This is a genomic window from Flavobacterium poyangense, assembly GCF_011751075.1.
Classification (GTDB): domain Bacteria; phylum Bacteroidota; class Bacteroidia; order Flavobacteriales; family Flavobacteriaceae; genus Flavobacterium; species Flavobacterium poyangense.
In genome coordinates, this window is the sequence record NZ_JAALLN010000004.1 from 15,812 (window position 1) to 40,998 (window position 25,187).

The 25,187-nt window shown below is 34.4% G+C and carries 21 protein-coding genes and 1 other RNA gene; 15 read left to right on the forward strand and 7 right to left on the reverse strand.

Going from position 1 to position 25,187, the window contains the following annotated elements:
- The first annotated feature begins 10 nt into the window (after nt 1–10).
- Both G3A47_RS09670 and G3A47_RS09675 read left to right on the forward strand, forming a co-directional pair.
- Nucleotides 11–421 carry a hypothetical protein gene (locus tag G3A47_RS09670; protein ID WP_166921961.1) on the forward strand — a complete coding sequence of 137 codons (411 nt, stop codon included), beginning with the start codon at nt 11–13 and terminating at the stop codon, nt 419–421.
- A 16-nt stretch (nt 422–437) separates the two neighbouring features.
- The gene (locus G3A47_RS09675; RefSeq protein ID WP_166921962.1) at nt 438–896 is read left to right on the forward strand and encodes a sensor of ECF-type sigma factor; all 459 of its coding nucleotides are present in this window, start codon (nt 438–440) and stop codon (nt 894–896) included.
- A 71-nt stretch (nt 897–967) separates the two neighbouring features.
- Here the strand turns inward: G3A47_RS09675 and G3A47_RS09680 are convergent, their stop codons facing one another.
- Nucleotides 968–2,029 carry a WD40/YVTN/BNR-like repeat-containing protein gene (locus tag G3A47_RS09680; protein ID WP_166921963.1) on the reverse strand — a complete coding sequence of 354 codons (1,062 nt, stop codon included), beginning with the start codon at nt 2,027–2,029 and terminating at the stop codon, nt 968–970.
- Nucleotides 2,030–2,147: 118 nt separating this feature from the next.
- Here G3A47_RS09680 and G3A47_RS09685 point away from each other — a divergent pair, with 118 nt between their 5' ends.
- The 3 genes from G3A47_RS09685 (at nt 2,148) to G3A47_RS09695 (ending at nt 6,894) form a co-directional block, all read left to right on the forward strand.
- A complete protein-coding gene (locus tag G3A47_RS09685; RefSeq protein WP_166921964.1) occupies nt 2,148–3,434 on the forward strand; it encodes a hypothetical protein in 1,287 nt (428 codons plus the stop codon).
- 133 nt (nt 3,435–3,567) lie between these two features.
- Nucleotides 3,568–5,532, forward strand: coding sequence for a KUP/HAK/KT family potassium transporter (locus tag G3A47_RS09690; RefSeq protein WP_166921965.1), 1,965 nt, complete (start codon nt 3,568–3,570; stop codon nt 5,530–5,532).
- Nucleotides 5,533–5,679: 147 nt separating this feature from the next.
- Nucleotides 5,680–6,894: an RsmB/NOP family class I SAM-dependent RNA methyltransferase gene (locus G3A47_RS09695; RefSeq protein ID WP_166921966.1), complete on the forward strand. Its 1,215-nt coding sequence runs from the start codon at nt 5,680–5,682 to the stop codon at nt 6,892–6,894.
- Nucleotides 6,895–7,298: 404 nt separating this feature from the next.
- Here the strand turns inward: G3A47_RS09695 and G3A47_RS09700 are convergent, their stop codons facing one another.
- The gene (locus G3A47_RS09700; protein ID WP_166921967.1) at nt 7,299–8,342 is read right to left on the reverse strand and encodes an AMP-binding protein; all 1,044 of its coding nucleotides are present in this window, start codon (nt 8,340–8,342) and stop codon (nt 7,299–7,301) included.
- 26 nt (nt 8,343–8,368) lie between these two features.
- The gene (locus tag G3A47_RS09705) at nt 8,369–9,283 is read right to left on the reverse strand and encodes a CPBP family intramembrane glutamic endopeptidase (RefSeq protein WP_166921968.1); all 915 of its coding nucleotides are present in this window, start codon (nt 9,281–9,283) and stop codon (nt 8,369–8,371) included.
- A gap of 115 nt (nt 9,284–9,398) precedes the next feature.
- On the opposite strand from G3A47_RS09705, the gene G3A47_RS09710 reads away from it, so the two are divergent.
- From G3A47_RS09710 to fumC, 3 genes are all read left to right on the forward strand, one after another.
- Nucleotides 9,399–9,743 (forward strand): arsenate reductase family protein, encoded by a 345-nt coding sequence (locus tag G3A47_RS09710; RefSeq protein ID WP_166921969.1) that lies wholly within the window; start codon nt 9,399–9,401, stop codon nt 9,741–9,743.
- A 95-nt stretch (nt 9,744–9,838) separates the two neighbouring features.
- Nucleotides 9,839–12,286 (forward strand): outer membrane beta-barrel family protein, encoded by a 2,448-nt coding sequence (locus G3A47_RS09715; protein WP_166921970.1) that lies wholly within the window; start codon nt 9,839–9,841, stop codon nt 12,284–12,286.
- A 703-nt stretch (nt 12,287–12,989) separates the two neighbouring features.
- A complete protein-coding gene (gene fumC, locus G3A47_RS09720) occupies nt 12,990–14,375 on the forward strand; it encodes a class II fumarate hydratase (RefSeq protein ID WP_166921971.1) in 1,386 nt (461 codons plus the stop codon).
- Nucleotides 14,376–14,775: 400 nt separating this feature from the next.
- Here fumC and G3A47_RS09725 read toward each other — a convergent pair whose 3' ends face one another.
- Nucleotides 14,776–15,981, reverse strand: a complete 1,206-nt coding sequence (locus tag G3A47_RS09725) for an NAD(P)-dependent oxidoreductase (RefSeq protein ID WP_166921972.1) — start codon at nt 15,979–15,981, stop codon at nt 14,776–14,778.
- A 240-nt stretch (nt 15,982–16,221) separates the two neighbouring features.
- On the opposite strand from G3A47_RS09725, the gene G3A47_RS09730 reads away from it, so the two are divergent.
- The 3 genes from G3A47_RS09730 (at nt 16,222) to G3A47_RS09740 (ending at nt 18,780) form a co-directional block, all read left to right on the forward strand.
- A complete protein-coding gene (locus tag G3A47_RS09730) occupies nt 16,222–17,424 on the forward strand; it encodes a serine hydrolase domain-containing protein (RefSeq protein ID WP_166922161.1) in 1,203 nt (400 codons plus the stop codon).
- 315 nt (nt 17,425–17,739) lie between these two features.
- Nucleotides 17,740–18,135: a transfer-messenger RNA gene (ssrA, locus tag G3A47_RS09735) on the forward strand.
- Between the two features lie 279 nt (nt 18,136–18,414).
- Nucleotides 18,415–18,780 carry a site-specific integrase gene (locus G3A47_RS09740; RefSeq protein ID WP_166921973.1) on the forward strand — a complete coding sequence of 122 codons (366 nt, stop codon included), beginning with the start codon at nt 18,415–18,417 and terminating at the stop codon, nt 18,778–18,780.
- 81 nt (nt 18,781–18,861) lie between these two features.
- Here G3A47_RS09740 and G3A47_RS09745 read toward each other — a convergent pair whose 3' ends face one another.
- Nucleotides 18,862–20,073, reverse strand: coding sequence for a hypothetical protein (locus G3A47_RS09745; protein ID WP_166921974.1), 1,212 nt, complete (start codon nt 20,071–20,073; stop codon nt 18,862–18,864).
- A 370-nt stretch (nt 20,074–20,443) separates the two neighbouring features.
- On the opposite strand from G3A47_RS09745, the gene G3A47_RS09750 reads away from it, so the two are divergent.
- The 4 genes from G3A47_RS09750 to G3A47_RS09765 all read left to right on the forward strand — a co-directional run bounded on the left by G3A47_RS09750 (nt 20,444) and on the right by G3A47_RS09765 (nt 22,389).
- The gene (locus G3A47_RS09750) at nt 20,444–20,968 is read left to right on the forward strand and encodes a hypothetical protein (RefSeq protein WP_166921975.1); all 525 of its coding nucleotides are present in this window, start codon (nt 20,444–20,446) and stop codon (nt 20,966–20,968) included.
- 2 nt (nt 20,969–20,970) lie between these two features.
- Nucleotides 20,971–21,384: a hypothetical protein gene (locus G3A47_RS09755; protein ID WP_166921976.1), complete on the forward strand. Its 414-nt coding sequence runs from the start codon at nt 20,971–20,973 to the stop codon at nt 21,382–21,384.
- A gap of 43 nt (nt 21,385–21,427) precedes the next feature.
- Nucleotides 21,428–21,673 carry a hypothetical protein gene (locus G3A47_RS09760; RefSeq protein ID WP_166921977.1) on the forward strand — a complete coding sequence of 82 codons (246 nt, stop codon included), beginning with the start codon at nt 21,428–21,430 and terminating at the stop codon, nt 21,671–21,673.
- Between the two features lie 314 nt (nt 21,674–21,987).
- Nucleotides 21,988–22,389 carry a helix-turn-helix domain-containing protein gene (locus tag G3A47_RS09765; protein ID WP_166921978.1) on the forward strand — a complete coding sequence of 134 codons (402 nt, stop codon included), beginning with the start codon at nt 21,988–21,990 and terminating at the stop codon, nt 22,387–22,389.
- Between the two features lie 203 nt (nt 22,390–22,592).
- Here G3A47_RS09765 and G3A47_RS09770 read toward each other — a convergent pair whose 3' ends face one another.
- Both G3A47_RS09770 and G3A47_RS09775 read right to left on the reverse strand, forming a co-directional pair.
- Nucleotides 22,593–24,674 carry a M56 family metallopeptidase gene (locus tag G3A47_RS09770; protein WP_166921979.1) on the reverse strand — a complete coding sequence of 694 codons (2,082 nt, stop codon included), beginning with the start codon at nt 24,672–24,674 and terminating at the stop codon, nt 22,593–22,595.
- Nucleotides 24,671–25,033 (reverse strand): BlaI/MecI/CopY family transcriptional regulator, encoded by a 363-nt coding sequence (locus tag G3A47_RS09775; protein WP_166921980.1) that lies wholly within the window; start codon nt 25,031–25,033, stop codon nt 24,671–24,673. Before G3A47_RS09775 ends, G3A47_RS09770 begins: the two co-directional genes overlap by 4 nt.
- Between the last annotated feature and the right edge of the window lie 154 nt (nt 25,034–25,187).

Sequence of the window (25,187 nt, forward strand, 5' to 3'; positions counted from 1 at the left end):
TATAGACATTATGAAAGCATTTAAATTAGAAAACGAACCGAAAATAACAACAGGATTTAAAACTCCGGAAAACTATTTTAATGATTTTTCGGCAAAAGTTTTACAGCAAATTAATGTCCCGGAAGTAAAAATTATTCCGTTTTACAAACGTAAAAAAGTAATTACCTTGCTTGCTGCTGCCGTAGTTGTTTTTGCCTTGATGATTCCAATCGTTAATAATTACAACAAATCAAAAGAACTGGATGAGAAAACCTTAGAAACCTATTTGGCCTATCAATCCAATCTGAATCAATACGATTTAATTAATCAGCTCGACACTAAAGACATCGAATCGCTTAACAAGAATGTTGCTCTTGAAGAAGAAACACTTGAAGACATACTGGCTACAAGTCCAAATATTGAAAATTTAATTTCAGAATAAAACAAAACTCAAAAATATGAAAATCAAAAATATACTTCCCATACTGTTATTTTTTGTTGGTTTTTCATTTTATGCCCAAAGCGATAAATCAGATGAAAAACGTGAAAAAATCAAAGCTTATAAAGTTTCATTTTTGACCACTGAACTTGAACTTACTCCAACAGAAGCTGAAAAATTCTGGCCTGTTTATAATGCGTATGACGACAAGCAATTTGAACTACGCCACGATAAAATGAAAACGTATCTTCATAAATTAGATGATGACAACATCAGTTCGCTTTCAGAAAAAGAATCGTCATCTCTTCTTTGTCAAATAGAAAGCACCGATAAAGAATTATATCTTTTACGTGAAAAATATATGTCGAACCTAAAAAAGATACTTTCGGCAAAAAAAATATTAAAACTTAAAAAATCGGAAGATGATTTTAATCGAAAACTATTAAAACAATATAGAGATAAAGCAGGGAAAAATTAATTCCAAAGAAACAACAGCGATAAGAACCCTATATAATAATACTTACTTTATTATTTAGGGTTCTTGTTATTTTATTGAAAATGAATTCGGACCAGTTTATTATAACCAGCTGCGATTGCCGTGTTTTTATTAATAAAACGAATAGTAAAGAATTTAGTGTCGCTTGATAATTCTTTCCATGAAGCCCCTCCATCTTTAGAATACTGAATCCCCAAAGCTCCTACACAAACCAGCTCTTTAGCGTTACTTCCCGGCACATATTGTATGCATGAAGCATATCCAAATCCTACATCCTGACCTGTTAACTCCCAGGTTTTTCCTCCATCTTTTGTAAATGCTTTATTATCTGTTTTTTGCTCCGGAAGCTCGTAATCTCCTCCGGCAATAAATCCGTGTTTTGAATCATAAAAATCGGCCGTAAAAATCCCTGTCATCGTTTTTCCCTGAACAATCGGCGTATCAATAACTTTCCAGGTTCTCCCTTTATCCGGCGAATAAAAAACACGTGCTTTTTTCCCTCCGGATACCAACCAGGTATCATTTCCTTTTATTACAATATTAGAATTACTGGCAGCAAAAGCAGCTTCTCCGTTAGCATTTGTCGGCAATTTATCAGAGAGTATCTTCGTCCACGTTTCTCCTCCGTCACGAGTAACAATAATCGAAAAAGTATCTTCTATAGGATCACCAATAGCAATTCCTTCCTTATCATTCCAGAACTGCATACTGTCGTAAAACACTTTAGCATTAATCTCCTTGTATACTAATTTTACCTTATGCGTTTTTTTATTCACCTGATACAATAATGCCGGATTTGCCACACTTAACAAAAAGATATTTTTTGAAGTCTGAGCAATACTTCTGAATTCTAATTTTAAAGTATCACGATAAATATGCTCCTCAAATTTTTCTTTTTTATCTAAATCAAAATAACCAAAACGGGAATTATCTGCCCCATACCAAACCTTATCTTTGTCAATTGCAATGGCACGAATACTAATTTTATCCTGTATTAAAGTTTCTATTTGCGCTGTGGTAAAACCACTATTTACGACTTCTTCATCATTGTTATTCAATGTTTTAAAAGACACAAACAAAACAAAAGCACTAAAAAACAGAATCCCTTTTTTCATATCAATTATTTTTTTTCTTGCTAAAATACAATTATTTATAACATATAAAATAGGTTTTGTTTTTTTTTCTGGCACAGTAATTGGATACCTCCAAATAATAATTTTAATATGATTTGTCATGAAAACCAAATTACTTTTTATAGCATTACTTACATTAGGTTTTAGTAGCATTCAGGCACAAAATCAGACTACTGTTTATGCAAAAAATTCAGATATAAGTGATAATTTAGATCTTAGAGCTGTTGCTTCCATATTTGGAGAATCGTCCAATCTTCAGGATTTTGAAAGAAGATTAAATGATCCTAAATATCAAATTTCCAATCTTGACTTAAATGACGATGATCAGGTTGATTATTTACGTGTTATCGAATCTGTAGAAGACCGAACTCACGTTGTAATTATTCAGGCGGTCCTCGATCGCGATGTGTATCAGGATATTGCAACCATTGATATAGAACGTAAAAGATCCAACAAAGTGATTGTTCAGGTGGTAGGTAACTCTTATTTGTACGGTCCTAATTACATTTATGAGCCTGTTTACAATGTGACTCCGGTAATTTACACCTCCTTTTGGGTTACCAATTACAGACCTTATTATTCAACATGGTACTGGAATTACTACCCAAGCTACTATTACGCCTGGAGACCTTACCCAATTTACAGATACAGAAACAATATTAATATTTGTATCAACGTAAACAACCGTTATAACTATGTGAACCAAAGAAGAAGTTACAGAGCTCCGGCATTGTACGAAACAAGACGTACGTACGGTTACGAAACAAGGCATCCGAATTATAGTTTTTCTCAAAGACATTCGAACGTTAGAAACAGATATGATTTAGATCAAAGACGTGTTGCCAGCAGAGAATACAACAGAAACGAAAACAACTATAATACCAACAGATCGACTTCCGGAAGAAATAGCGACTCAAACAACAGAAACTATACAGAAAACAGAAGTTCTAACACCAACAGAAGCTATACAGACAGAACCGGAACAGACAGATCTGCTGCAAATAGAACCAGCACGGACAGAACTGGTACTAATAGAAGTTACAACAGCAATCGTGACACTTACGAAAGAAACAATTCAGCAACTGTGACTAATCCGGTACGAGTAGAAAATACTCCGCGAACTGAAGCCGGAAGAAGTTCAAATGAAAACAGCTCAAGAGGTTATTCGGATAACAGAGGAAATTCAAACCGAACAGCTCCAACACAGCGAACTGAAAGTTCAAGAAGCTACTCTGATAACAGAGGAAGTTCAGAAAGCAGAGGAAACACTTCAAGATCACAAGCTACTCCACGATCTGAATCTCCGAGATCCTATCAGGAATCACGAGGAAGTCAGCCACAAAGAGAAAGCGGATCCAGCTCAAGAGGTGAAGGAAGAAGAATTTAATTTTACCGTCCTTACCAGTCCTAAAAATCAAAGCACAATTTCACGATTGTGCTTTTTTTTATCTTTATCTATTATAATTGACGCTAATATATTTTAAAACAGTAAATTTGCAACCGTCTTTTATAAAAATAACATGAACGCATCGCATAAAAACTTACACAGTAAGTTGTCTATTGGGGGTCTATTAATCACATTAGGAATTATTTATGGAGATATTGGTACTTCTCCATTGTATGTAATGAAAGCCATTCTTGGCGACCACACCATTAATGCAGACATCGTTTTAGGCGGTATTTCTTGCGTCTTCTGGACGCTGACACTACAAACTACCATAAAATATGTCCTTATAACCTTAAGTGCTGATAATCATGGCGAAGGTGGTATTTTTGCTCTATATGCCTTAGTCAAAAAGACAAAAATACAATGGCTCATCGTACCGGCAATTATAGGAGGTAGTGCATTACTGGCAGATGGAATTATCACACCGCCAATTTCGGTTTCTTCTGCCGTAGAAGGAATTAAAACCTATTATCCTGAGATCAACACGATCCCGATTGTTATCGGAATTTTATTTGTTCTGTTTACCATTCAACAATTTGGAACCAAATTAGTGGGTAAATTTTTTGCTCCAATGATGCTGATTTGGTTTGCCATGTTAGGAACATTGGGAAGTATTCAAATCGCCAGTCATCCTGAGGTTATAAAAGCAATTAACCCTTATTATGCTTATCACTTATTACAAATACACCCGGAAGGATTCTTTGTTCTTGGATTAGTATTTTTATGCACAACGGGAGCCGAAGCTTTGTACTCGGATATGGGGCACTGTGGTAGAAAAAATATCAGAATCAGTTGGATTTTTGTTAAAATGACTTTGGTATTAAACTATTTTGGTCAGGCAGCTTATTTAATTCACCACGAAGGACAGACCCTACAAGCTTTAGGAGGAGAAAACGGAAATCCGTTTTACCTGATCATGCCGGATTGGTTTCAACCGGTAGGAATTGTTATTGCGACTTTAGCAGCCGTAATTGCCTCACAAGCTTTAATCAGCGGATCGTTTACGTTGATCAACGAAGCAATGCGTTTGAATTTCTGGCCAAAAGTAAAAATCAAATATCCGACAGAAGTTAAAGGACAATTGTACATTCCTTCTATTAACTGGTTGTTGTTTTTTGGTTGTGTTGGCATTGTACTACACTTCGAAAAATCCAGTAATATGGAGCATGCCTACGGTCTTGCCATTGTATTATGTATGATCATGACCACAATTTTGCTTAACTACTACCTCATCATGAAACGTATCAAATTATTTTTCATGGTTCCGTTAATTACGATTTATCTATTAATTGAATTTAGCTTTTTGATTGCCAATGTTACAAAATTTGCCGAAGGCGGTTATGTAACTTTAATCATTGCTGCGGTCCTAATTTCGGTTATGACTATTTGGTATGTGGCTAAGAAAATCAATAAAAACTACACTAAAATTATCAAAATTGACGATTACAAAAAAGTGTTGATGGAGTTAAGCGAAGATTTAACGATTCCAAAATATGCCACGCATTTAGTTTATATGACCAATGCCAATCGTGTAGACGAACTGGAGCAAAAGGTGATGTATTCTATTTTGCAAAAGCGTCCAAAAAGAGCAGATATCTATTGGTTTGTACACGTTAATATCTTAACTGAGCCTTATAAAACACAATATAAAGTTACCGAAATTGCAAAAGATGATATTTACAGAATCGATTTTAATCTAGGTTTCAGAGAGCCTACCAAAATCAATTTGATGTTCCGTGAGGTAATCCGCGACATGGTAAAAAGAGGCGAAGTGGATATTACCAGCCGTTACGAATCATTAAACAAAAACAATATTATCGGAGACTTTAAATTTGTATTGTCTGAGAAGTTCCTTTCTAACGATAATGACTTAAGATGGCACGAAAATATTATCATGAACTCTTATTTCTTTATCAAAAAACTGAGCTTATCTGAAGAAAGAGCTTTTGGTTTAGACAGTAGTTCTGTAAAAATAGAAAAATTCCCGATGGTGCTTCATGCCCCTGAAAATATTGGACTAACAAGAATTACAAAATAAAGTTGTTCTAAAATAAAATCAGAAAAACACTCTTTTATACTTTATTAGAGTGTTTTTTTTCTTTTTAATGAAAGTCGAAATAACAATCAAAATTAAAAATTTAACTTTCAATCAATTAATAGTACCTTTGCAACTCAAATAATTAAAATGAGATTACACAGAAATTTAGTTTATACTACCATTGATTCTTTGAATGCTATCTTCAACGAAGGAGAATATGCAGACAAAGTGGTAGCAAGAGCCTTAAAAAAAGACAAACGTTGGGGAAGTTCCGACAGGAAATTTGTTGCTGAAACCATATACGAAATAGTTCGTTGGAAAAGATTATACGCTGAAATTGCCGAAGTTAAAGAACCTTTCGACAGAGACAATCTATGGAGAATGTTTGCTGTTTGGGCAGTTTTAAGAGGTTACCCTATTCCGGATTGGAGACAATTGGAAGGAACTCCTGAAAGAAAAATAAAAGGTCGTTTTGATGAACTTTCAAAAATCAGAGCTTTTAAAGAATCTATTCCGGATTGGATGGATGAACTGGGCGTTAAAGAACTGGGCGAAAAAGTATGGGCAGCAGAGATCGCAGCACAAAACCAGCCAGCAAAAGTTATTTTAAGAACCAATACACTTAAAGGCACAAAAGAGAACCTAAGAAATACGTTGATGGATTTGAATATTGAAACAGAATATTTAAAAGATCAACCGGAAGCTTTAGTTTTAAAAGAAAGAGCCAATGTATTCTTGACGGACGCTTTTAAACAAGGGCTTTTTGAAGTTCAGGACGCCAACTCTCAATTGGTTGCCGGTTTTCTTGATGTAAAACCGGGAATGCGTGTAGTAGATACTTGCGCAGGTGCGGGAGGAAAAACATTGCATATCGCTTCTTTAATGGAAAATAAAGGGCAATTGATTGCAATGGATTTGTACGAAAGCAAATTGAAACAATTAAAATTAAGAGCCAAAAGAAATGGTGCTTTTAATATTGAATATCGTATTATCGACACCACAAAAGTAATCAAGAAATTACACGAGAAAGCAGATCGTGTTTTAATTGACGCTCCTTGTAGTGGCTTAGGAGTTTTAAAAAGAAATCCTGACTCAAAATGGAAATTACAACCGGAATTTATCGATAACATTCGTAAAGTTCAGGCAGAAGTTTTAGAGAGCTATTCTAAAATTGTAAAACCGGGCGGAAAATTAGTGTACGCCACTTGTTCTGTATTACCATCAGAAAATCAGGAACAAGTAGAGCGTTTCCTTAAAACTGAAATCGGAAAACAATTCACCTTCATAAAAGATCGTAAAATCCTGGCTTCAGAATCCGGTTTCGACGGATTTTATATGGCTTTGTTAGAAAGAAAAGCTTAAGGTTAAATTCCAAAAAAAATACAAATCCCAAATTCCAATTTTAAACTGTTGGGATTTGGGATTTTTTTGTTTCAAGTTTCAAGTTTCAAGTTTCAAGTTTCAAGTTTCAGAGGATCAACACAAAAACTGTAGAGAGATAAATCCTTGCAAACTTTGTGTTTATTTAACCGCAAAGCTCGCAAGGTTTTTTACTTATGCTGATCGCAAAGTTCGCTAAGCTACATGTAAAGTTTTTTCAATCTTAGCGAACCTTGCGGTTAAACTTTTCAACCAGAAAATTAGGCGATGGCAAGGAAATTCCAATTAAAAAATCCCAAATTCCAATTTTAAACTTTTGGAATTTGGGATTTTTTGCTTGAAGTTTCAATTTGGAATTTGGAATTTTTCCCTTTTGGAATTTATCTTCACGATTGAAGGCTTGATTTACGAAGAAGTTTTCCATTTTCGTTTTCTTTGAATTTCGGAACAAAAACAATCTCTTTGGGCTTTTCAAACTTTCCTAAGACATTAAAAAAGTCAGGGACAAACTCTTGTTTTTCGCCTTCGATAACCAATATTAATTTTTCTCCTAAAACCGAATCAGGTACGCCTGTTACAAAAAACCTATTCGTTATTTTTCCGGTGAGTTTGGCTTCTATCTGCTCAGGAATAAGCTTCACTCCTCCACTATTAATTACATTATCAATTCTACCTAAAAAAACGAATTGTTTTTCATTTACCAGCTCCACTAAATCATTCGTAACAATTGGCTGATCCGAAACAGAAGGCACAGTAATCACCAGACAATCGCGATTATCCTTATCGATTTTCACATTCGGCAAAATCGAAAAAGCGGCTTCTCCTACCCTCTTAGCAGCAATATGCGTAATGGTTTCGGTCATACCGTAAGTTTCGTAAATCTGTGTCTTTAATGGCAGAAGCTTCTCTTCTAAAGCGGTATCTATTTTCGCTCCGCCAATGATTAGTTTCTTGACATTTTTTAGTTCTTTTATTGAATTCTGAACTTGTACCGGCACCATAGCCACAAAATCATATTTATTCTTGCTTAGCGCTAATGGTGCTACACTTGGTGAAACCACATCAAGATTTAAACCTAGAATAAAACTGCGAACCAGCATCATTTTACCGGCTATAAATTGAACAGGCAAACAAAGCAATGCCTTGTCTCCGGGTTCTAAATCAAAGAAATCGCCCGTTGCCAACGCTGACTGAATCATAGCCCGTTTTTCTAACCGCACCAATTTTGGAAGGCCCGTTGTGCCGGAGGTCGTCATTTCAATATAATCTTTATTATCGAACCAATCCAACAAAAACTCTCCTATTGCCCGTTCGTACGGATCACCTTCTTTAATATAACTATAACCGATTCTACTCAGGTCTTTTCCGTTTAGGTGATACCCATTCAGTTTAAAATAATTATGAACCTTTTTATGTGTTAATTCCAACATGATCGTTTTAGTTTTATGATTTTGTACTAATCAATTTTACCTGTTAATTTTTCTTTCCAGTTGCTCCACCCGTATTTTTTAGCAAAAATAAAAAGCAAAATAGGATATACCACCACAACCGGTAAGATAACATCAAAGCCTGCTGAAGGCTCAGACATGTCTTTAAAAATAGAATGAGTCTGGAAAACAGACCAGTCCGAAGTAACCAATAAAGCCCCTATCAGATTGTTAGCGGCATGAAAACCCAGAGACAACTCAATTCCTTCATCCATAAGCGTCAAAACACCTAAAAATAAACCTGTTCCGATATAATAAACCATAATAATATATCCCATTTTTTCTACCTCAGGGTTAAAAATATGCATCGAACCAAAAATTATCGATGTCATTACTAATGGAAACCATCTGTTTCTGGCCAGATTAGCAAATCCTTGCATTAGATAACCTCTGAAAATATATTCCTCCGTACTGGTTTGTACAGGAATAAGCATAGTACCTAAAACCGCCAAAATTAGAAAAGGAATTGCTTTAAAATTCCATACAAAATTTTCGGGCGACTGAAAATAGATCACTGCAAAACTAATGATTGAAAAAAGAGACCATAAAACAAACGAAAATGTAATACGTTTCCAATCTAGTTCCCGACGGGATGTTGATATAGACAAAATAGTCTGATGATGCAAATACTTCACCACAAAATAAATCCCGGCAAAGGCGAAGGCAAAAGATATCAATACCAAAAACAAAGTTGCATTTGGCTCAAACATTCTCATAATTGCCGCATTATCTGTAGGGAATGTAGTATTAGAAGCAAAACTCTTATAAAGCACAGCTACCGAAAAAGGAATCTGACCAATAAATGAGGCCGCAATAATAAAAACAGATCCCAGAAGATATTTCCAAAATTTATTTTCGGGTTTAATTCCTTGTTCTAAAAACATATATGATAAAGTTTAAAAATGAGAATTCAGTTTAATAAGTAAATCTTATTTTTGGAGTTGCTAAAATACCGAATTTTTTACTTTAACAATCTCATAACAAATTAAAAATATTAAAATGATCGAAATCTATCACAATCCACGTTGTGGAAAATCAAGAAGTTGTCTTGCCTTTTTAGACCAATCTAATGAAGACTACAAAATCATTCCTTATCTGACAGAAACACCTTCTTTTGATGATTTAAAGGCCTTACTTCAAAAACTGAACTTAGAACCTGTTCAATTGATAAGAACCAAAGAAAAAGTATGGATTGAAAACTATAAAGAAAAAACACTGAGTGCGGATGAAGTTATTCAGGCTATGGTCGATAATCCAATTTTGATAGAACGTCCAATCGTTATAAAAGATGGAAAAGCTATAATCGGAAGAGACTTAGATTTGGTTGCTTCTTTTTTAGATTGATTATAAAGAACAGCATTAACATTTTATTGTGATTTCAGTCTTTAAACCAAAAGCTACATTTGGTGTCTAATGAAAAAAAAGTAACCAAAATAACAATGAAACAATTCAGATTTGCTGTAGTACTTGTATTCCTTTTTACAAGTTTTTACAATTATGCACAACAACCACCCAACGGTAAAAACAAAGTAAAAATTACCGGAAAAGTTTTTGAAAAAGTTAGCAAACAACCTCTTGAATATGCTACAATTTCAATCATGAATCCAAATGATACCAAGGTTCTTGCCGGAGGGATTACCAACCCCAAAGGAGAATTTGAAGTAGCAGTTGCACCGGGGACGTACGATATCAAAATTGAGTTTATTTCGTTTAAACCAACAGAAATTAAACAAAAAAGCATTCAAAACGACACCAATTTAGGTGCTGTTAATTTATCTGAAGATGCAGCTCAGTTAAGCGAAGTTGTGGTTCGTGCAGAGAAGTCAACAGTAGAAATAAAACTGGACAAAAAAGTGTATAATGTCGGACAGGACATGATGGTAAAAGGAGGAACAGTAAGTGATGTACTGGACAACGTACCATCTGTTTCTGTTGACACGGAAGGAAACGTAAGCTTAAGAGGCAGTGACAATATCCGAATTTTAATTGACGGAAGACCTTCAAATGCTATCAATGTAGCTGAAGCATTACGCCAACTTCCTGCGGATGCTATTGACAAAGTTGAAGTTATCACCAATCCGTCTGCACGTTATGATGCGGAAGGAGGATCCGGATTAATCAACATTATTCTTAAAAAAGGTAAAAATCAAGGTTTTAACGGAACTTTCATTGCCTCAACCGGACTTCCGGAAACGTTTGGATTAAGTGCGAACTTGAACTATAAAACAGAAAAACTAAACTATTTTACTACGGCGGGCTACAATCACCGAACAAATGAGGGAGGCGGTCTAACCAACACCGAATATTTTAATGAAGACGGTTCAACCAAAAACTTTCTGGACGAGGATCGTGATACCAAAAGAACCAGAGACGGATTTAACGGAAGAGCCGGTATTGAATGGACGGTTGCTCCAAATACTTTTTGGACAAATGCTATCAATTACCAAAAAAACACAGGAGAAGATCGTGATTTAATCAACTTCAATAATTTTGACGCCAATTACAATTTTACAGGTTCAACTTATCGTTTGAATAAGGGAGATACAAGCAGTGACAATATTGAATATACTTCGAACTTAATCAAAAACTTTAATGATAAGGGTCATAAACTTACTGTTGACGCTTCTATTTCAAAAAACAGAGACGATAACAATAGTTTCATTACGGGTTCACAAAATTACAATAGTACCCTAAACGATCAGGTTCAGAAACAAGTGCTTTTACAGGCAGATTATGTTCTGCCAATAAGCAAAGGAAGTCAGTTTGAAGCGGGATACAAAGGAAGCTTTGGTGACTTAAACAACGAATACTATGTTCTGGATCCCTTTGGAGTCAAATTGACTGATTTATCGAATACTTTAGAATACAAAGAAAATATAAACGCAATTTACACACAGTATGGCTTCAAAGTAAATAAATTCTCTTATTTATTCGGATTGCGTTGGGAAGACACCAATATTCAGGTTAATCTTTTAGACACAAAAGAATTCAATACTAAAAAGTACAACAATTTGTTTCCAAGTGCCTTTATCAGTTATGAAATTTCAGATCAGAGCAACTTCACAGCAAGTTACAGCAAACGTGTTTCAAGACCAAGAGGCCGTTTTATGAACCCTGCGGTAAATTATTCGAGTAACATCAATATTTTTAAAGGAAATCCTGACCTGGATCCGGCATTAACCGACAAATATGATATTGGTTATATCAAACGCTGGGACAAATTAACTTTTAACACCTCAGCTTATTTCGAAAACACAAAAGATGTTTTCAGCTTCGTAAGAACTCCAAACGGAAACAAAGTAAACGGAATACCGGTAATTGAAAGCAAACCGATCAATTTAGGAAACGAACAAAAATTTGGTTTTGAGTTTACACTGAACTACACACCATCTAAAAAATGGAGATTAAACAGTAACTTCAATTTTTATAATGTAAAAACAACCGGAGAGAATACTTACAAAGATCTAAATACAGGTGCTCTTGTAACTCAAAACCTGGACAATCAGGCCACTACATGGTTTGCCAGAATCAATTCAAAACTAACTTTACCTTACAAAATAGACTGGCAGCTAACCGCAATGTACAATGGTTCTCAAAAAACAGCACAGGGTAAAAGTTTAGATATGTTTGGTATGAATACCGCTCTTAGCAAAGATGTTTTAAAAGACAAAGCAACAATTGCATTTAATATTAGTGATATTTTCAATTCAAGAATTATGAGATCGTACACTTATCTTGATAATCAAACCTCGTATAATGAAATGCAGTGGCGTAAACGTCAGTTTAACTTATCGTTTACCTACCGTTTCAACAAACCTAAAAACGATAGAGAAAAAAACGGTCCTCCTAAAAACGAAGGAGGCGATGGTGGAGATTTTCCGGGATAATCGGTATCAATTTAAAAAAGAAGAGGCTGTCTATATTACGTAGACAGCCTCTCTTTTTTTTTGGATGACGCTAAGCTATTTGGCTAAAGCCTTTTTTCCTCTCTTTCTTGAATCTCCAGCTAAAGCTGGAGGCTATTGAAAAATCCCTCGGCTTCGCTCGGCATGACATCCTTCGGCTTCGCTCAGGATGACAGGTTTCAGCTTTGCTCAGGATTACAGGCTTCGACTTCGCTTAGGATAACAGGCATAAAAAAAGGACTCGTAAAACGGGTCCTTTTATGAAATCAATTAAAGTTTAACTGATTGTTCTTCTCTCTTTTTCGCTCTCTTTTCTTTGAACATTTCCCAGCTAGCACCCGTAACCCAATAAGATACGAATCCAACCAAGAAAAACATTAACCAAAACCCTATAGTTAGTATGGTTAAGAAAAGTAAAAAGCCTAAGTACTGTGAAAATTCAAACATGTTTTCCGGAATTTTTGAATGTAGCCACAAATGTAAGCCTAATATTTATCGTTGCCAATAAAAACCAAATCATTTTTTACAAAATAACGACAATAAGTGTATTTAAAATGATTATAAATAAGGATTTTTTCCTAAGTTTACACACGCTGAGATACGGTCTCTTCAATTAAGATTTAAAAATTAAAAAACTAGCAACTAAGTACCAGAGACTTGGAACTAGGGACAAAAAACCAACAAAATGAAATACAGAATAGAAAAAGACACCATGGGGGAAGTTCAGGTTCCAGCCGATAAATATTGGGGTGCGCAGACAGAACGTTCAAGAAATAATTTCAAAATCGGACCATCGGCTTCTATGCCTAAAGAAATTATTGAAGGTTTTGCTTATCTAAAAAAGGCTGCTGCCTATGCTAATCACGACTTAGGTGTTTTACCAATAGAAAAAAGAGATGCTATTGCAGCGGTTTGCGACGAAATCTTAGCCGGAAAATTAGACGATCAGTTTCCATTAGTAATCTGGCAAACAGGTTCGGGGACTCAAAGTAACATGAACGTAAACGAGGTAATCGCTAACCGCGCCCAAGTTCTTAAAGGTTTTGAAATTGGCGAAGGCGAGCAGTTCGTAAAAGCAAATGATGATGTCAATAAATCACAATCATCAAACGATACTTTTCCAACCGGAATGCACATTGCCGCTTATAAAATGATAGTGGAAACTACAATTCCGGGTGTTGAAAAACTAAGAGACACCTTACATGCAAAAGCTGTAGCCTACAAAGATGTGGTTAAAATTGGCCGTACCCACCTTATGGATGCTACACCGCTGACTTTAGGGCAGGAAATTTCAGGCTACGCTGCTCAGTTAACTTTCGGTTTAAAAGCATTAAAAAATACTTTAGCGCATTTAGCTGAAATTGCACTGGGTGGAACCGCAGTAGGAACAGGTCTTAATACTCCAAAAGGATACGATGTAAAAGTAGCGGCATACATAGCGGAATTTACCAAACATCCTTTTGTAACTGCTGAAAACAAATTTGAGGCTTTGGCTGCTCACGATGCTATCGTTGAAACACACGGAGCATTAAAACAACTGGCCGTATCTTTAAATAAAATTGCAAATGATATTAGAATGCTGGCCTCAGGACCTCGTTCGGGAATTGGGGAAATTCATATTCCTGAAAACGAACCGGGATCTTCTATTATGCCGGGGAAAGTAAATCCAACGCAATGTGAAGCTCTAACAATGGTTTGCGCACAAGTAATCGGAAACGACATGGCAATCGCTGTTGGGGGAATGCAAGGACATTATGAATTGAACGTTTTCAAACCGGTTATGGCAGCAAACTTCCTTCAATCTGCTCATTTATTAGGTGATGCCTGCATTTCTTTCGATGAACATTGCGCACAAGGAATCGAACCAAACCACAAACGCATCAAAGAACTGGTTGACAACTCATTGATGTTAGTTACAGCATTAAACACCAAAATCGGATACTATAAAGCAGCCGAAATTGCTCAGACCGCACACAAAAACGGAACAACTCTAAAAGACGAGGCTGTTCGTTTGGGTTATGTAACTCCTGAAGATTTTGACGCCTGGGTTAAGGCGGAGGATATGGTGTAAGGTTGTGGGTTGTAAGATGTGAGATGTGAGTTATGAGATGTGAGATGTGAGATGTGAATTATGAGGTGTGGGTTTTGAAATACTGAACGTGACACATGAAATGTGAGATGTGCGTTTTTTAAACTTGAAACGTAAAATGTTAATTATAAAAAGCGGATAAACAAATCTTACTATTTACTTTTAATAATTAATCTGATAATTGTAAAATACATAAATCAATTAAAAACATCAACAACCTCATCAATACTCTTCGAAATTAAACAAAGAGCCCCGTAACTTTGAAATTACGGGGCTCCTTTTTATACATATTAATTCTCTACTTCTAAAATTTAACGTTTCAGGTTTCAAGTTTCAAGTTTAAAAAACTCACAACTCCCAACCTACAACCCACATCTCACAACTAAGACTTCCCATCCACATAATCTTGTAAGTAGCTGAATCTCGGAGTTAATTTACCATTCTCCGTCATTTTTGCTCTTTCGAGAATTCCGTCTTTGTCTTTATTAAAAAAAGCAGGAATTACGTGCTCCATAAATTGTTCTCCAAAACCTTCACTCGCATCTTTTGGAATTTCACATGGCAAATTATCAACGGCCATCACTACAACAGCGCCGGGATGAAACACATCTACTTCTTTGCCTTCACTTGGCCAGTATCCGTAAATAGGCTCTGCTATTGTAGAAGAACGCAATGTACAGGCAATAGGTCCATTCACATCACAGGAAATATCTGCTACCACTTTTATTTTGCAGTCACTAGCATTTAGCATTTCTCTTGTCAAAATAACAGGAGCACCACTGGCGTAAAAATGGCCTGTGAAATAAATATCGGTTACCTTTGTGAATTTTTCGAAATCTGAAACATAAGCTTCAGGATGATCTACGAAATCATTAAAGTCGATAACCTGTCCGTCAATTCTTTTGTTATATTCTAAAACATCCAGTTGCACATAAACCGGTTGTGTGTAATTCTTAGTCAAATAATTTTCAACTTCTATTTCCTTAACCTTTATGGCATCCAGAATTTCTTTGGCTCCGCTCCCAACCTTACCGGTTCCGGTGATTACAAATTTTAAAGGAGGTAAAGTAATACGTTTTAAATGCATAATTAGTGCCTCTTTACCTGCAAGTGTTTCTGCTTTTGGCAGTTTAAACAATTCGAATTTAATTCCGAAAGCACGTATTCCGTTATAAACACCAACCATTCCGGCATATTTTCCAAAACCGATTAGCCTTCTGTTATGACTGTCTACTATGGTCTCATGATCGTATAAGTCAATATTCTTTTCTAAAATCGCCTGTAATAGTTTTCTATTATAAGGTTGTTTTTTTATGGTATGCGAAAAAAAGAAATACGACTTGTTCGGAATTAAGTCCTCTACAGGAACTTCCTTGACACCAAATAAAACATCACTGTTGGAAATATCGTCTGTAACAGTTATCCCCATACTTTTATATTGTACATCCGAAAATATTCGGATATCTGAACTTTCAACCTCAACTGTAGCTTCATGATAAAGCTGTTTTAGTTTAGCCAATTCATTAGGAGCAAACACAACGCGTCTGTCCGGTGGGTTTTTTCGTTCTTTTATAATACCAAATTTCATTTATATCGGATTAAAGTGAATATTAATATAACTTTTTTGATTCAATTTGTTTCAAATATAACAAAATAAGTTAAATTTTTGTTGTAAATCTTTAATTTTAAACAGAAATATAACGCTAGAAGCTGACATACAATCGACTACAAAAAAAAGACGTTAAAAAAAAGTTAAAAACTATATGTTGCAGATTTAAAAATGCCAAAACAAAAGTATTGAATTCTATATATTTGTTTTTAAAGAATGATGAAAATGAGCTTCCTTAAAAAAACAAATATAATACAAATACTTTTTCTAATTTTAGTTTTAGGATCGTGCGGAAAAGATAAAAAAAACACAGAAAAAGAAGTTACAACGGCAGAAGATACTTTGCCTAAAATGAAACCTTTAGGTCCCGAAAAAAAAATAAGTCAGGCGTATATCAATTCCGTTGCAGGAAGAATAAATCACTTTTACAACAAAAACTGGCCTAATAATAGTATGAATGGTAGCTTTCTTGTAGCGAGAAACGGCCAGATTATCTTTGAAAGATACAATGGTTTTGCCAACAAAAATGAAGGCACCAAAATAACAGCTGAAACACCGGTTCAAATTGCTTCTGTAAGCAAAGTTTTAACGGCAACAGCTGTTTTAAAACTAGTAAATGCAGGCAAACTTGATTTAGACCAGAAAGTAAATACGATTCTGAAAACGTTCCCTTATCCGGAATGTACGGTAAGAATGTTATTAAGTCATCGTACCGGAATGCGTAACTATGCCTACTTTACAGACCGCGATAAATCAATTTGGGACAGACACAACCAATTGACCAATAAAGATATTTTAGACATCCTGGCAACAAAAGACATTGGACTGGAATCCAGAACGGGTACCCGTTTTAGCTATTGCAATACCAATTATGCTATGTTGGCCCTGATTATCGAAAAAATTACGGGACTAACTTATAAAGAAGCAATGTCTCAAATGATTTTCAAACCACTGGGTATGACGCATACCTATGTTTTTGATGATGATAAAGACCGAAAAAAAATTGTTCCTTCGTATAAAGGAAATGGTGTAGAAATCGGTTTTGACTATTTAGACAATGTTTATGGGGACAAAAATATCTTTTCAACGGTACGAGATCTTTTAAAGTTTGACAGAGCCCGAAATTCACCTGATTTTTTAAAACCTGAATTACTCAAACAAGTTTATACAGGTTACAGCAATGAGCGCAAAGGAACTAAGAATTATGGTTTAGGAATCAGAATGATCAATTGGGAAACCGGTCAGAACTTTTATTTTCACAACGGTTGGTGGCATGGTAATACCTCATCGTATATTACTTTAAAGAAAGAGAACGTTACGATTATTGCCTTGTCCAACAAAATGACCCGTAATACTTATGCGGTGCGTAAACTGGCTCCTATTTTTGGCGATTATCCTTTTAATTTTAAAGACGAAGAATAATATTATTTTTTTATCGGTTAGATGCCGTTCGTAAAAAATTATTCTTAACACATAGAAACCGCAAAGGTTCTCACGCAGATTTAGCAGATTATGCTGATATTTTTTTGTGGTTCCGATAAAACTAAGTGAATAAATCTGCGTAAAAAAACATTTCTATCACATAATCAAACCAGGAGGTTTTAATTAAGTGAAGCATCTTTTTTTTCAAAACGATGTACTTATGTGTTTTAAGAATAATTACATCTAACGCGATATTTTTCTCAAAGTTTTTTACGATACTAAGTTCAAATAGTATAAATTTGCAAACTCATTTTTGGGGTCGACTGGTTTTGACAGCAAGTCGAATTGAAAAGTAAGCACGTCGAGCATTGAGACCTTGCTCGTAAATATAAGATCTTACAATTTTACACGGCGAAAATAACTACGCTTTAGCTGCATAATCTGAATTATAGTACGATTAGCCACGTCCCTATAAGATAGGGAAGCTGGATTCTCCTTGAAAGCCTTGGTTTGTGGCGGTCAGTTTAGGGGAACCGTAAAAATAAACCTAGATTTCCATGAGCTTCGGGTGGATTTCGAAATTAAGAAGATAAGTGTTGAGTGGTTGTTCCTGACCTAGCTTAACATCGAAAATCCAATCAGGGAATAAGCGTGTAGAAAGCTCTTTAGTTGCTTGTTTGGACCCGGGTTCGATTCCCGGCGACTCCACAAAAAAATCCTGAAAACGTACTGTTTTCAGGATTTTTTGTTTATAGCTATGTTTTAACCGCAAAGTACGCAAGAATTTTTGTTTGTTGTGAATCGCAAAGTGCGCAAAGCTTTGCCTAAAAAGCTATCTCTAATCTTTGTGAACTTTGCGTAAAATCTTTGTGCACCTTGCGGTTAAATCGCAGTTTGGAAAAGTCAAAAAAACATATAAAAGTAAAAAGTCTCTGTTAAAGAGGTCTCCGATGCTTTCCTACTTAAAACTAATTTGTAACAGCAGCTTTTATGAAACAAAAAAACACTCCGAATGGAAGTGGCTCTTGTATTTGCTTTAGATTGCGGGCGCAAAGCCAGAGACATTTGCGCAGCACTAACAACAAATTTATTTATGCATTAGAACACTTTGCGCAGCTGGGTTTTATTCCTGGACAAAAGAAACTAAACCGAGATTGTGCCTCAAAATTATGGAGAAAACTCGTAATCGATGGACTCAAAATAAATGTAAATATGTACTCTCTAAAACATCTTGGAGCAAATAAGAAAATATTAGCCGGAGTTGAATTAGATGCTTTACGAGAACTTTATGGTCACACATCAAAAATGATGACTTTGAGATATGCAAAAGTTGTTAGAGAAGTTAATCGCCAGTAAATATTAGAGAAATCCTCAGATTTTTAATACTAAAATGAATTAAAAAAAGCCACTATGTCGTGGCCTTTTTTATTAAGAGAATTAAGATCTTAAGATCATCCCAAAAGAAAATATAGCAGATTCTTTATTTGCGAAAGTTCCATTAGCAAAAAAACCTAATTCCTTAGAAATGGGTAAAATAAGAGTAGCATCCCAGACAATTAGTTCCTTTTTTTCTTCATCAAAAATTAATTTGTATTGATTTTTATCAAATCCTAAGTAAGAAAGACTTCCTGTAAGAGACATTGCTCCACCACTTTTAAATCCAGCTAATTCAAATTCGGTTCCTAAACTACTAACCCATTGTGTGAAATTTTGGCTTTCCTTATTTACGCCAACATTTTTGTATGTTGCAAAACGTCCTCCGCTAGTTAAAAAACCTCTCCATTTTGTAGTTATGTATTTTCCTTGTGCATTTTTATACACAGACAAGAATGTCTCCATTGTGTAACCAAATCCAACCATTAAACCATTTATGGATTGAGCCATCTTTTTCACGTTACTTGCGTCAGTTGAATCCTTTGTAAAACGAAAGTTTCCAATATTACCTAATACTCCAAACTTATGATGCCACCTATATTTAGTAATATTATATTTTTCCATATCAATACTGCCATCTGCCTTCGTAACTACCGTGCCATCTGCATTTTTTTTTGCTCTTTCTTTTTGCTTTTTGTAAACAAATTGATTTAAATATTCGTCTGATCCTACTTCAAATGGTTCACTAGTTTCCTCCTCTGGCCCAATGTAAGACTCAGCTTTTATACGTTTAATAGGATGAGAATTACTTAATAAATTAATAGCGATACTAGCTGAACCTATAAAATTATCGTCAGTATTTGACGTGAAATTATAACCTATCTTAGCACCAATCCAAAAATTATTCATTGATAAAACAGGTCCTACTATTGCTCTTGGACGCTTACTTTGTGCTGCTGCTTCTGCTACAAGCGCTGCTGCCTCATCTGCCTTTTTTAGCTTAATGTATACAAATCTGTCTGATGCAGGCACTGTAAATTTATAATCGTCAAATTTGGGGTATTTAATAGTTATAGTTTCATCTTTTTTAGCAATAATTGCAAATTCTCCAATTTCATTCGACTTACTCAAATATATTTTGTCGTTCAATATAATTGTACATTCAGATAATGATTTATTTTTATCATCCACGACAACACCTTGTAATTTTACATCTTGTGCATATGAAAATGTCATTGATAATAACAAAACTAACAGCAAGTAATTTTTCTTCATATTTTTTTGGTTTAAATAGATTAATAGTATTTTCTTATAAAAATAATATTTAAATGCAGAAAAATAACTGGAGCTGTTAAAACAGGTATTTATACGTGTTTTAATTATTTGTCTTGAGTATATATTTGATGATTATAAAATAAGTAAACCTTAACAGTTCTAGAAATTTTAATTGTTGATTTATGTCGTACATTTGCACACCCTTTTTGGGGTATGCAGGACTTAATCTTTAAAAGGTGCATTTTGTCGATTATTTAGAATTAGTACAAATAAATAATAAAAATAGACCTAATCTAATTGAATTTCGTAAATTTAGATATATTTACACGGGATTTGAAGTAATTAAGTTACATAAAATCAAAAAACTATCATGACACAAGAAACACTACAAAATTCAACAGGGATAAAATTGTTTAATGAATATTTAGCAAACCACTCTGAGGATGCTAAAACATCGCAAACAAATGATTCATATTATCATGTAGATATCGTTGCAGAAGCCTATGGTCAAGGATTAAATGATGGTAAGAATTTGGGCAGAAAAGATTTTTTAGAGAAAGTAATGAAATCTTCAGCTGATAGATTTGCTCAAAAGGCAAACCAAGTTTATATTTGTACAAAAAAAACTCAATCATTTTTGGATCAAAATGGATATACTGTTCAATCATTTCATATAAATATATTTCATTCTAATCCGAAGGTTATTATTGCGGTTAGTAACGAACTTTTATTAAATGATGAATTTGTGGAGCTTGCCTATACTAAGATTCATGAAGTTAAATGTGCATTTAAAGAATTATTTGATAGTACATTGGATATGGGATTAATTGGAAGTGACAATATTGATTTAGAACTTTTAGGTCAAGATGGATTTGAATTTTCTGAAGAAGTATAAGTATGGCGAATAAGAAAGAATTTGGTGATAGAAATAAAGCACTTAGTGATAAACTGCTTGAAGAAAAAATATACTATGATTGGGTAATTACAACTGCATTCTATTCTTCAATTCATTTTGTAGAAGACAAAATCTTGCCGCTTAAAATTTCAACTACAGAATGTAAATGTATTGCTGAGGTAAAGAAGGCATACAAAATGAATGGTAGGCATGAAGCCAGAGAAAAATTAGTTTTCGATAATCTTGGTACTGTGGTAGGGGCAAAATATAGGTGGTTAGATGATAGATCGCGTTATTCGAGATATGAAACATTTAAACATCAACCTGCCGAAGGTGCAAAAGCCCAAGAATATCTGAATTTTATTAAAAAGGTATGTTATCCACCGGCAGTAAAAGTGACAATTGAAGAATTATAAAAAACCACTCTAATTGAGTGGTTTTTTATTGTAACTTATTGATATGCAATATAACACACTCATATTATCTACTTCGAAGGTAATAATTCCTAAAGTACTTACAATTGATTTTGTTACAAGATTAATTAATCGTGGCTTGACTGCAATTGATTATTTTGGAATTGAAATTGACAATCCAGAAGATTATATTGAGAAAGACATGAAAGAAGTTAGTAAATCTATTTCTTACTTTGAATTTCAATTTGAAACTTCGGATAATATAGATTACGACTCTCTTACAGAACTATAAGTTGATTCTCTTATTTTGGACCCAGATGGCACAGATATCAACGCAACGATAGCACAGATTTACAATCTGTTTCCACAACGATGAGCAGATAAAAGTCATAATGACAGAAATTCAGACGGCTCGGATATGTCGTCAACGTTTCTGGGTGCTAAGTCAAAGAAATTCGTACGACACGACTATAAATTTATTTTTAACTTTAGAACTCTTTGCTACGCATGGGAAGATATTTTACAGGATATTTTTTTATCTTTGAAATTCGGACTTTTTAAGCGAAATGGCTTTATCTTTGAGCCTTTAGAAAATTGATACTCATTATGGAACAGAAAATACATCAGGGAAGAAACGTAAAACGCTTCAGAGAAATGCTTGGCGTCAAACAGGAGGCATTGGCTTTTGATCTGGGAAATGAATGGAATCAAAAGAAAATTTCTATGCTTGAACAAAAAGATGTAATTGAGGATAATTTGCTTAAGCAAATCTCAAATTCATTAAAAATTCCCGTGGAAGCGTTTCAGAATTTTGATGAGGAGCAAGCAGTAAATGTTATTGCAAATACATTTAATAACAATGATAGTGCGATTGGGTTTGTAATTAATAACCACAATCCAATTGAAAAAGTTATTCAATTACATGAAGAAAAGATTGCTTTGTTTGAACGCATGTTGAAAGAGAAAGATGAAATGATGGCAAAGCTTGAAAAATTAATCAATAGATAATTTCGAAATAATTCTTACTCCTATTTGAAAAAATTAAAAGTGAAATAACCTTATCCCACCCTGAAATAAGTTTATACAAAACTGGCTTATAAAAAACAAAAGCCCATTCCTTTTCGGTTTGGGCTTTATTGTATTCTGATTTCAGTCTTACAACTCGATTGTTATTTTGTATTAGGTTTACTTATTTATCCTAATTTCTTGTTTTATCTTCCAACAACAGCTTTCAGTTGCACATATTTGTCAAGGTCTTTAAAATCATGTCCTTTTGATTTCATTGATTTTATAAAATCCGGTGAAGCTCCTACTGATTTTGCCGCAATGACATCGTCCAGATTCAGGTCACCAAAACCTAAATCTTTGTATTGCTTAATTAAATCAGCTGTAATATTCTGCGATTTTAAAGCAAACAGATCATTCGGTTTAATGTTTTTATAACCAGTTTTTTCAAATTCGTTTATATATTTCGGAGTAATATTCATGGATTTCAATGCAAACAAATCATCTACTTTGATGTTTTTGTAACCTATTTTTTCAAAGTCTTTTACATACTCCGGAGTTACATTTAAGGACTTTAACGCCATTAGTTCATCGTTTGAAAGATCATTATACCCTAATTGTTTAAAGGAATCAATAAATTCTTTATCAATATTTAATGATTTAAATGCTAATATATTGTCCTCTGTTATGTTGCCGATATTTCCTTTTGAAGCATCATGAAAATCAGCAATATATTTCCCGTCAATTCCCTGAGACTTTAAGGCAATCAGTTTATCTGCACTAATGTCTTTATAACCTGCTTTGCGTATCTCGTCTATAAAATCTTTATCAATTCCCAGTGATTTAAAAGGAATTAAATCTTCCAAATCGAAGTTCACAAGTCCGGATCCTTTGATCGAATTGACATAGTCTTCATTTACATCTAAAGCAGCCAAGGGAATCAATTGTCCCTTATCTACATTTTTGTAACCGTTTTTCTTAAGCATTTTTACGTATGAACTTTTTAGGTTTACCATAAAAAACACCATAAGATCATCCTCTTCTGTAACTTTCACACCTTCCTGAGCCATTTCTTTGCTGAAATTTTTATTGGCAACAAATTTATAGGTTCCCATACCGGTTTCTCCTTCAAATTTTCCAATAAAGTTCATAGTTCCGGATTCACGTGTTATGGTAAATTCCCCATTTTTATCTTTTGGAAGCGCACTTAATTCACTCAATTGAAAAGTAGTGGAAGAGTTATTATTTCCATCGTTTTTGAATTGAATGTTTACGGTATTGCCTTTGATCGTAGCAAACCAACTTCCTTCTGTTTTCATTCCGTTTTGAATGTTTGACTGCTCTTTGTTCTCTTTAATTGAACTTAGCGTCTGACTTTGCGCTGCCGGTTGATTAAAAAGGCAGGCAAACAATACCAATAATGGCACCAGGAAAAAATATTTCCAGGTGGTGTGTACGTTTGATTTTTTTGAATTCATCATAATGATTCGTTTTTTGAGTAATGATTGATTATAGTTAGTTGTAAGACTCAAAGGAAACTGGGGCGCCGCTACTTTGAGCAGGCTAAACTGATAACTTTCTTTTTCTACAGTGTTTTGTTGTAACATTTTGTCATCAGTCAAAAATTCAAGATTGCTTTCCAGTGTTTTTCTCCATTGCCAAGCAAAAGGATTAAACCATTGAAAAATGAGCACCAGCTCTGCAAGCAAAAGATCGATAGTGTGTTTTTGTTCTACATGAATCTTTTCATGCAACAAAATCTGATTGTAGGTGTCCCACTCGTATTTTTCGGGATTGATAAAAATCGTATTGGCAAAGGAACAAGGTGCTTTGTCTTCTTTTATTTCGACAATTCTGAATTTACCATCCTGAATCACCGATAATGAATATGATCGATATAACAGTATAATGGTCTGCATCAAAAAGTTAAATGCAAAAATCAATACACCAAACCAATACAAATAAACCAAACCTTGTAACATTACCTCAACATTAAAGTGTTGCTGCGTTTGTTCGACCTGGGCTTCCTGAACGGGCGTTACTTTCGGTGCTACGATTGTATTATCATCAACCGGCATTTTAGCCACTACAATTGGCGTTACTACCGTATCCTTTCTAAAAGAAATTTGATGCGGTACCGGAAGCAGCGGCAAAACAAAAGCCACTACCATGCAGGCCAACAAAACAAACCTATTGAGATGAAAAAAAGTTTCTTTCTGCAAAAGCAACTTATAAAATGCCAAACAAGCGGAGAGAATAAGGGCTGTATATAAGATATATGGTATCATACTTTTCCTTTTTTAATGATTCCAACGATTTCGTCCAATTCATTCTCTGTCATTTTTTGCTCTTTGGCAAAAAAAGCAAGCATTCGGGGATAGGAATTATCAAAATATTGACTTACAATATCCTTTAATGCAAATTTCTGATACTCCTCTCTGCTGATTACCGGAAAAAAGCAATGCATATTCCCTATGGTCTCGCGATTCAGAAATCCTTTTTCTTCCAATATCTTGACTATTGTGGCTACACTGTTGTAATGTGGTTTTGGGTCCGGCAACAATGGAATTACATCTCTGATAAAGGCTTTATTCAGATCCCAATATACTTGCATGATCTGTTCTTCTCTTTTGGCTAGTTTTATCATAGTTAAATCTTTTCACAAATATAACTACTAATTAATTAGTAGCAAAACTAATTCATTAATATTTATACTAATTTGTTAGTGATTAACTGGAAGTCGTTTAACCGCAAGGGGTACAAAGGGTTACGCAAGGTTCGCGAAATTGAAAAAAGAGGCT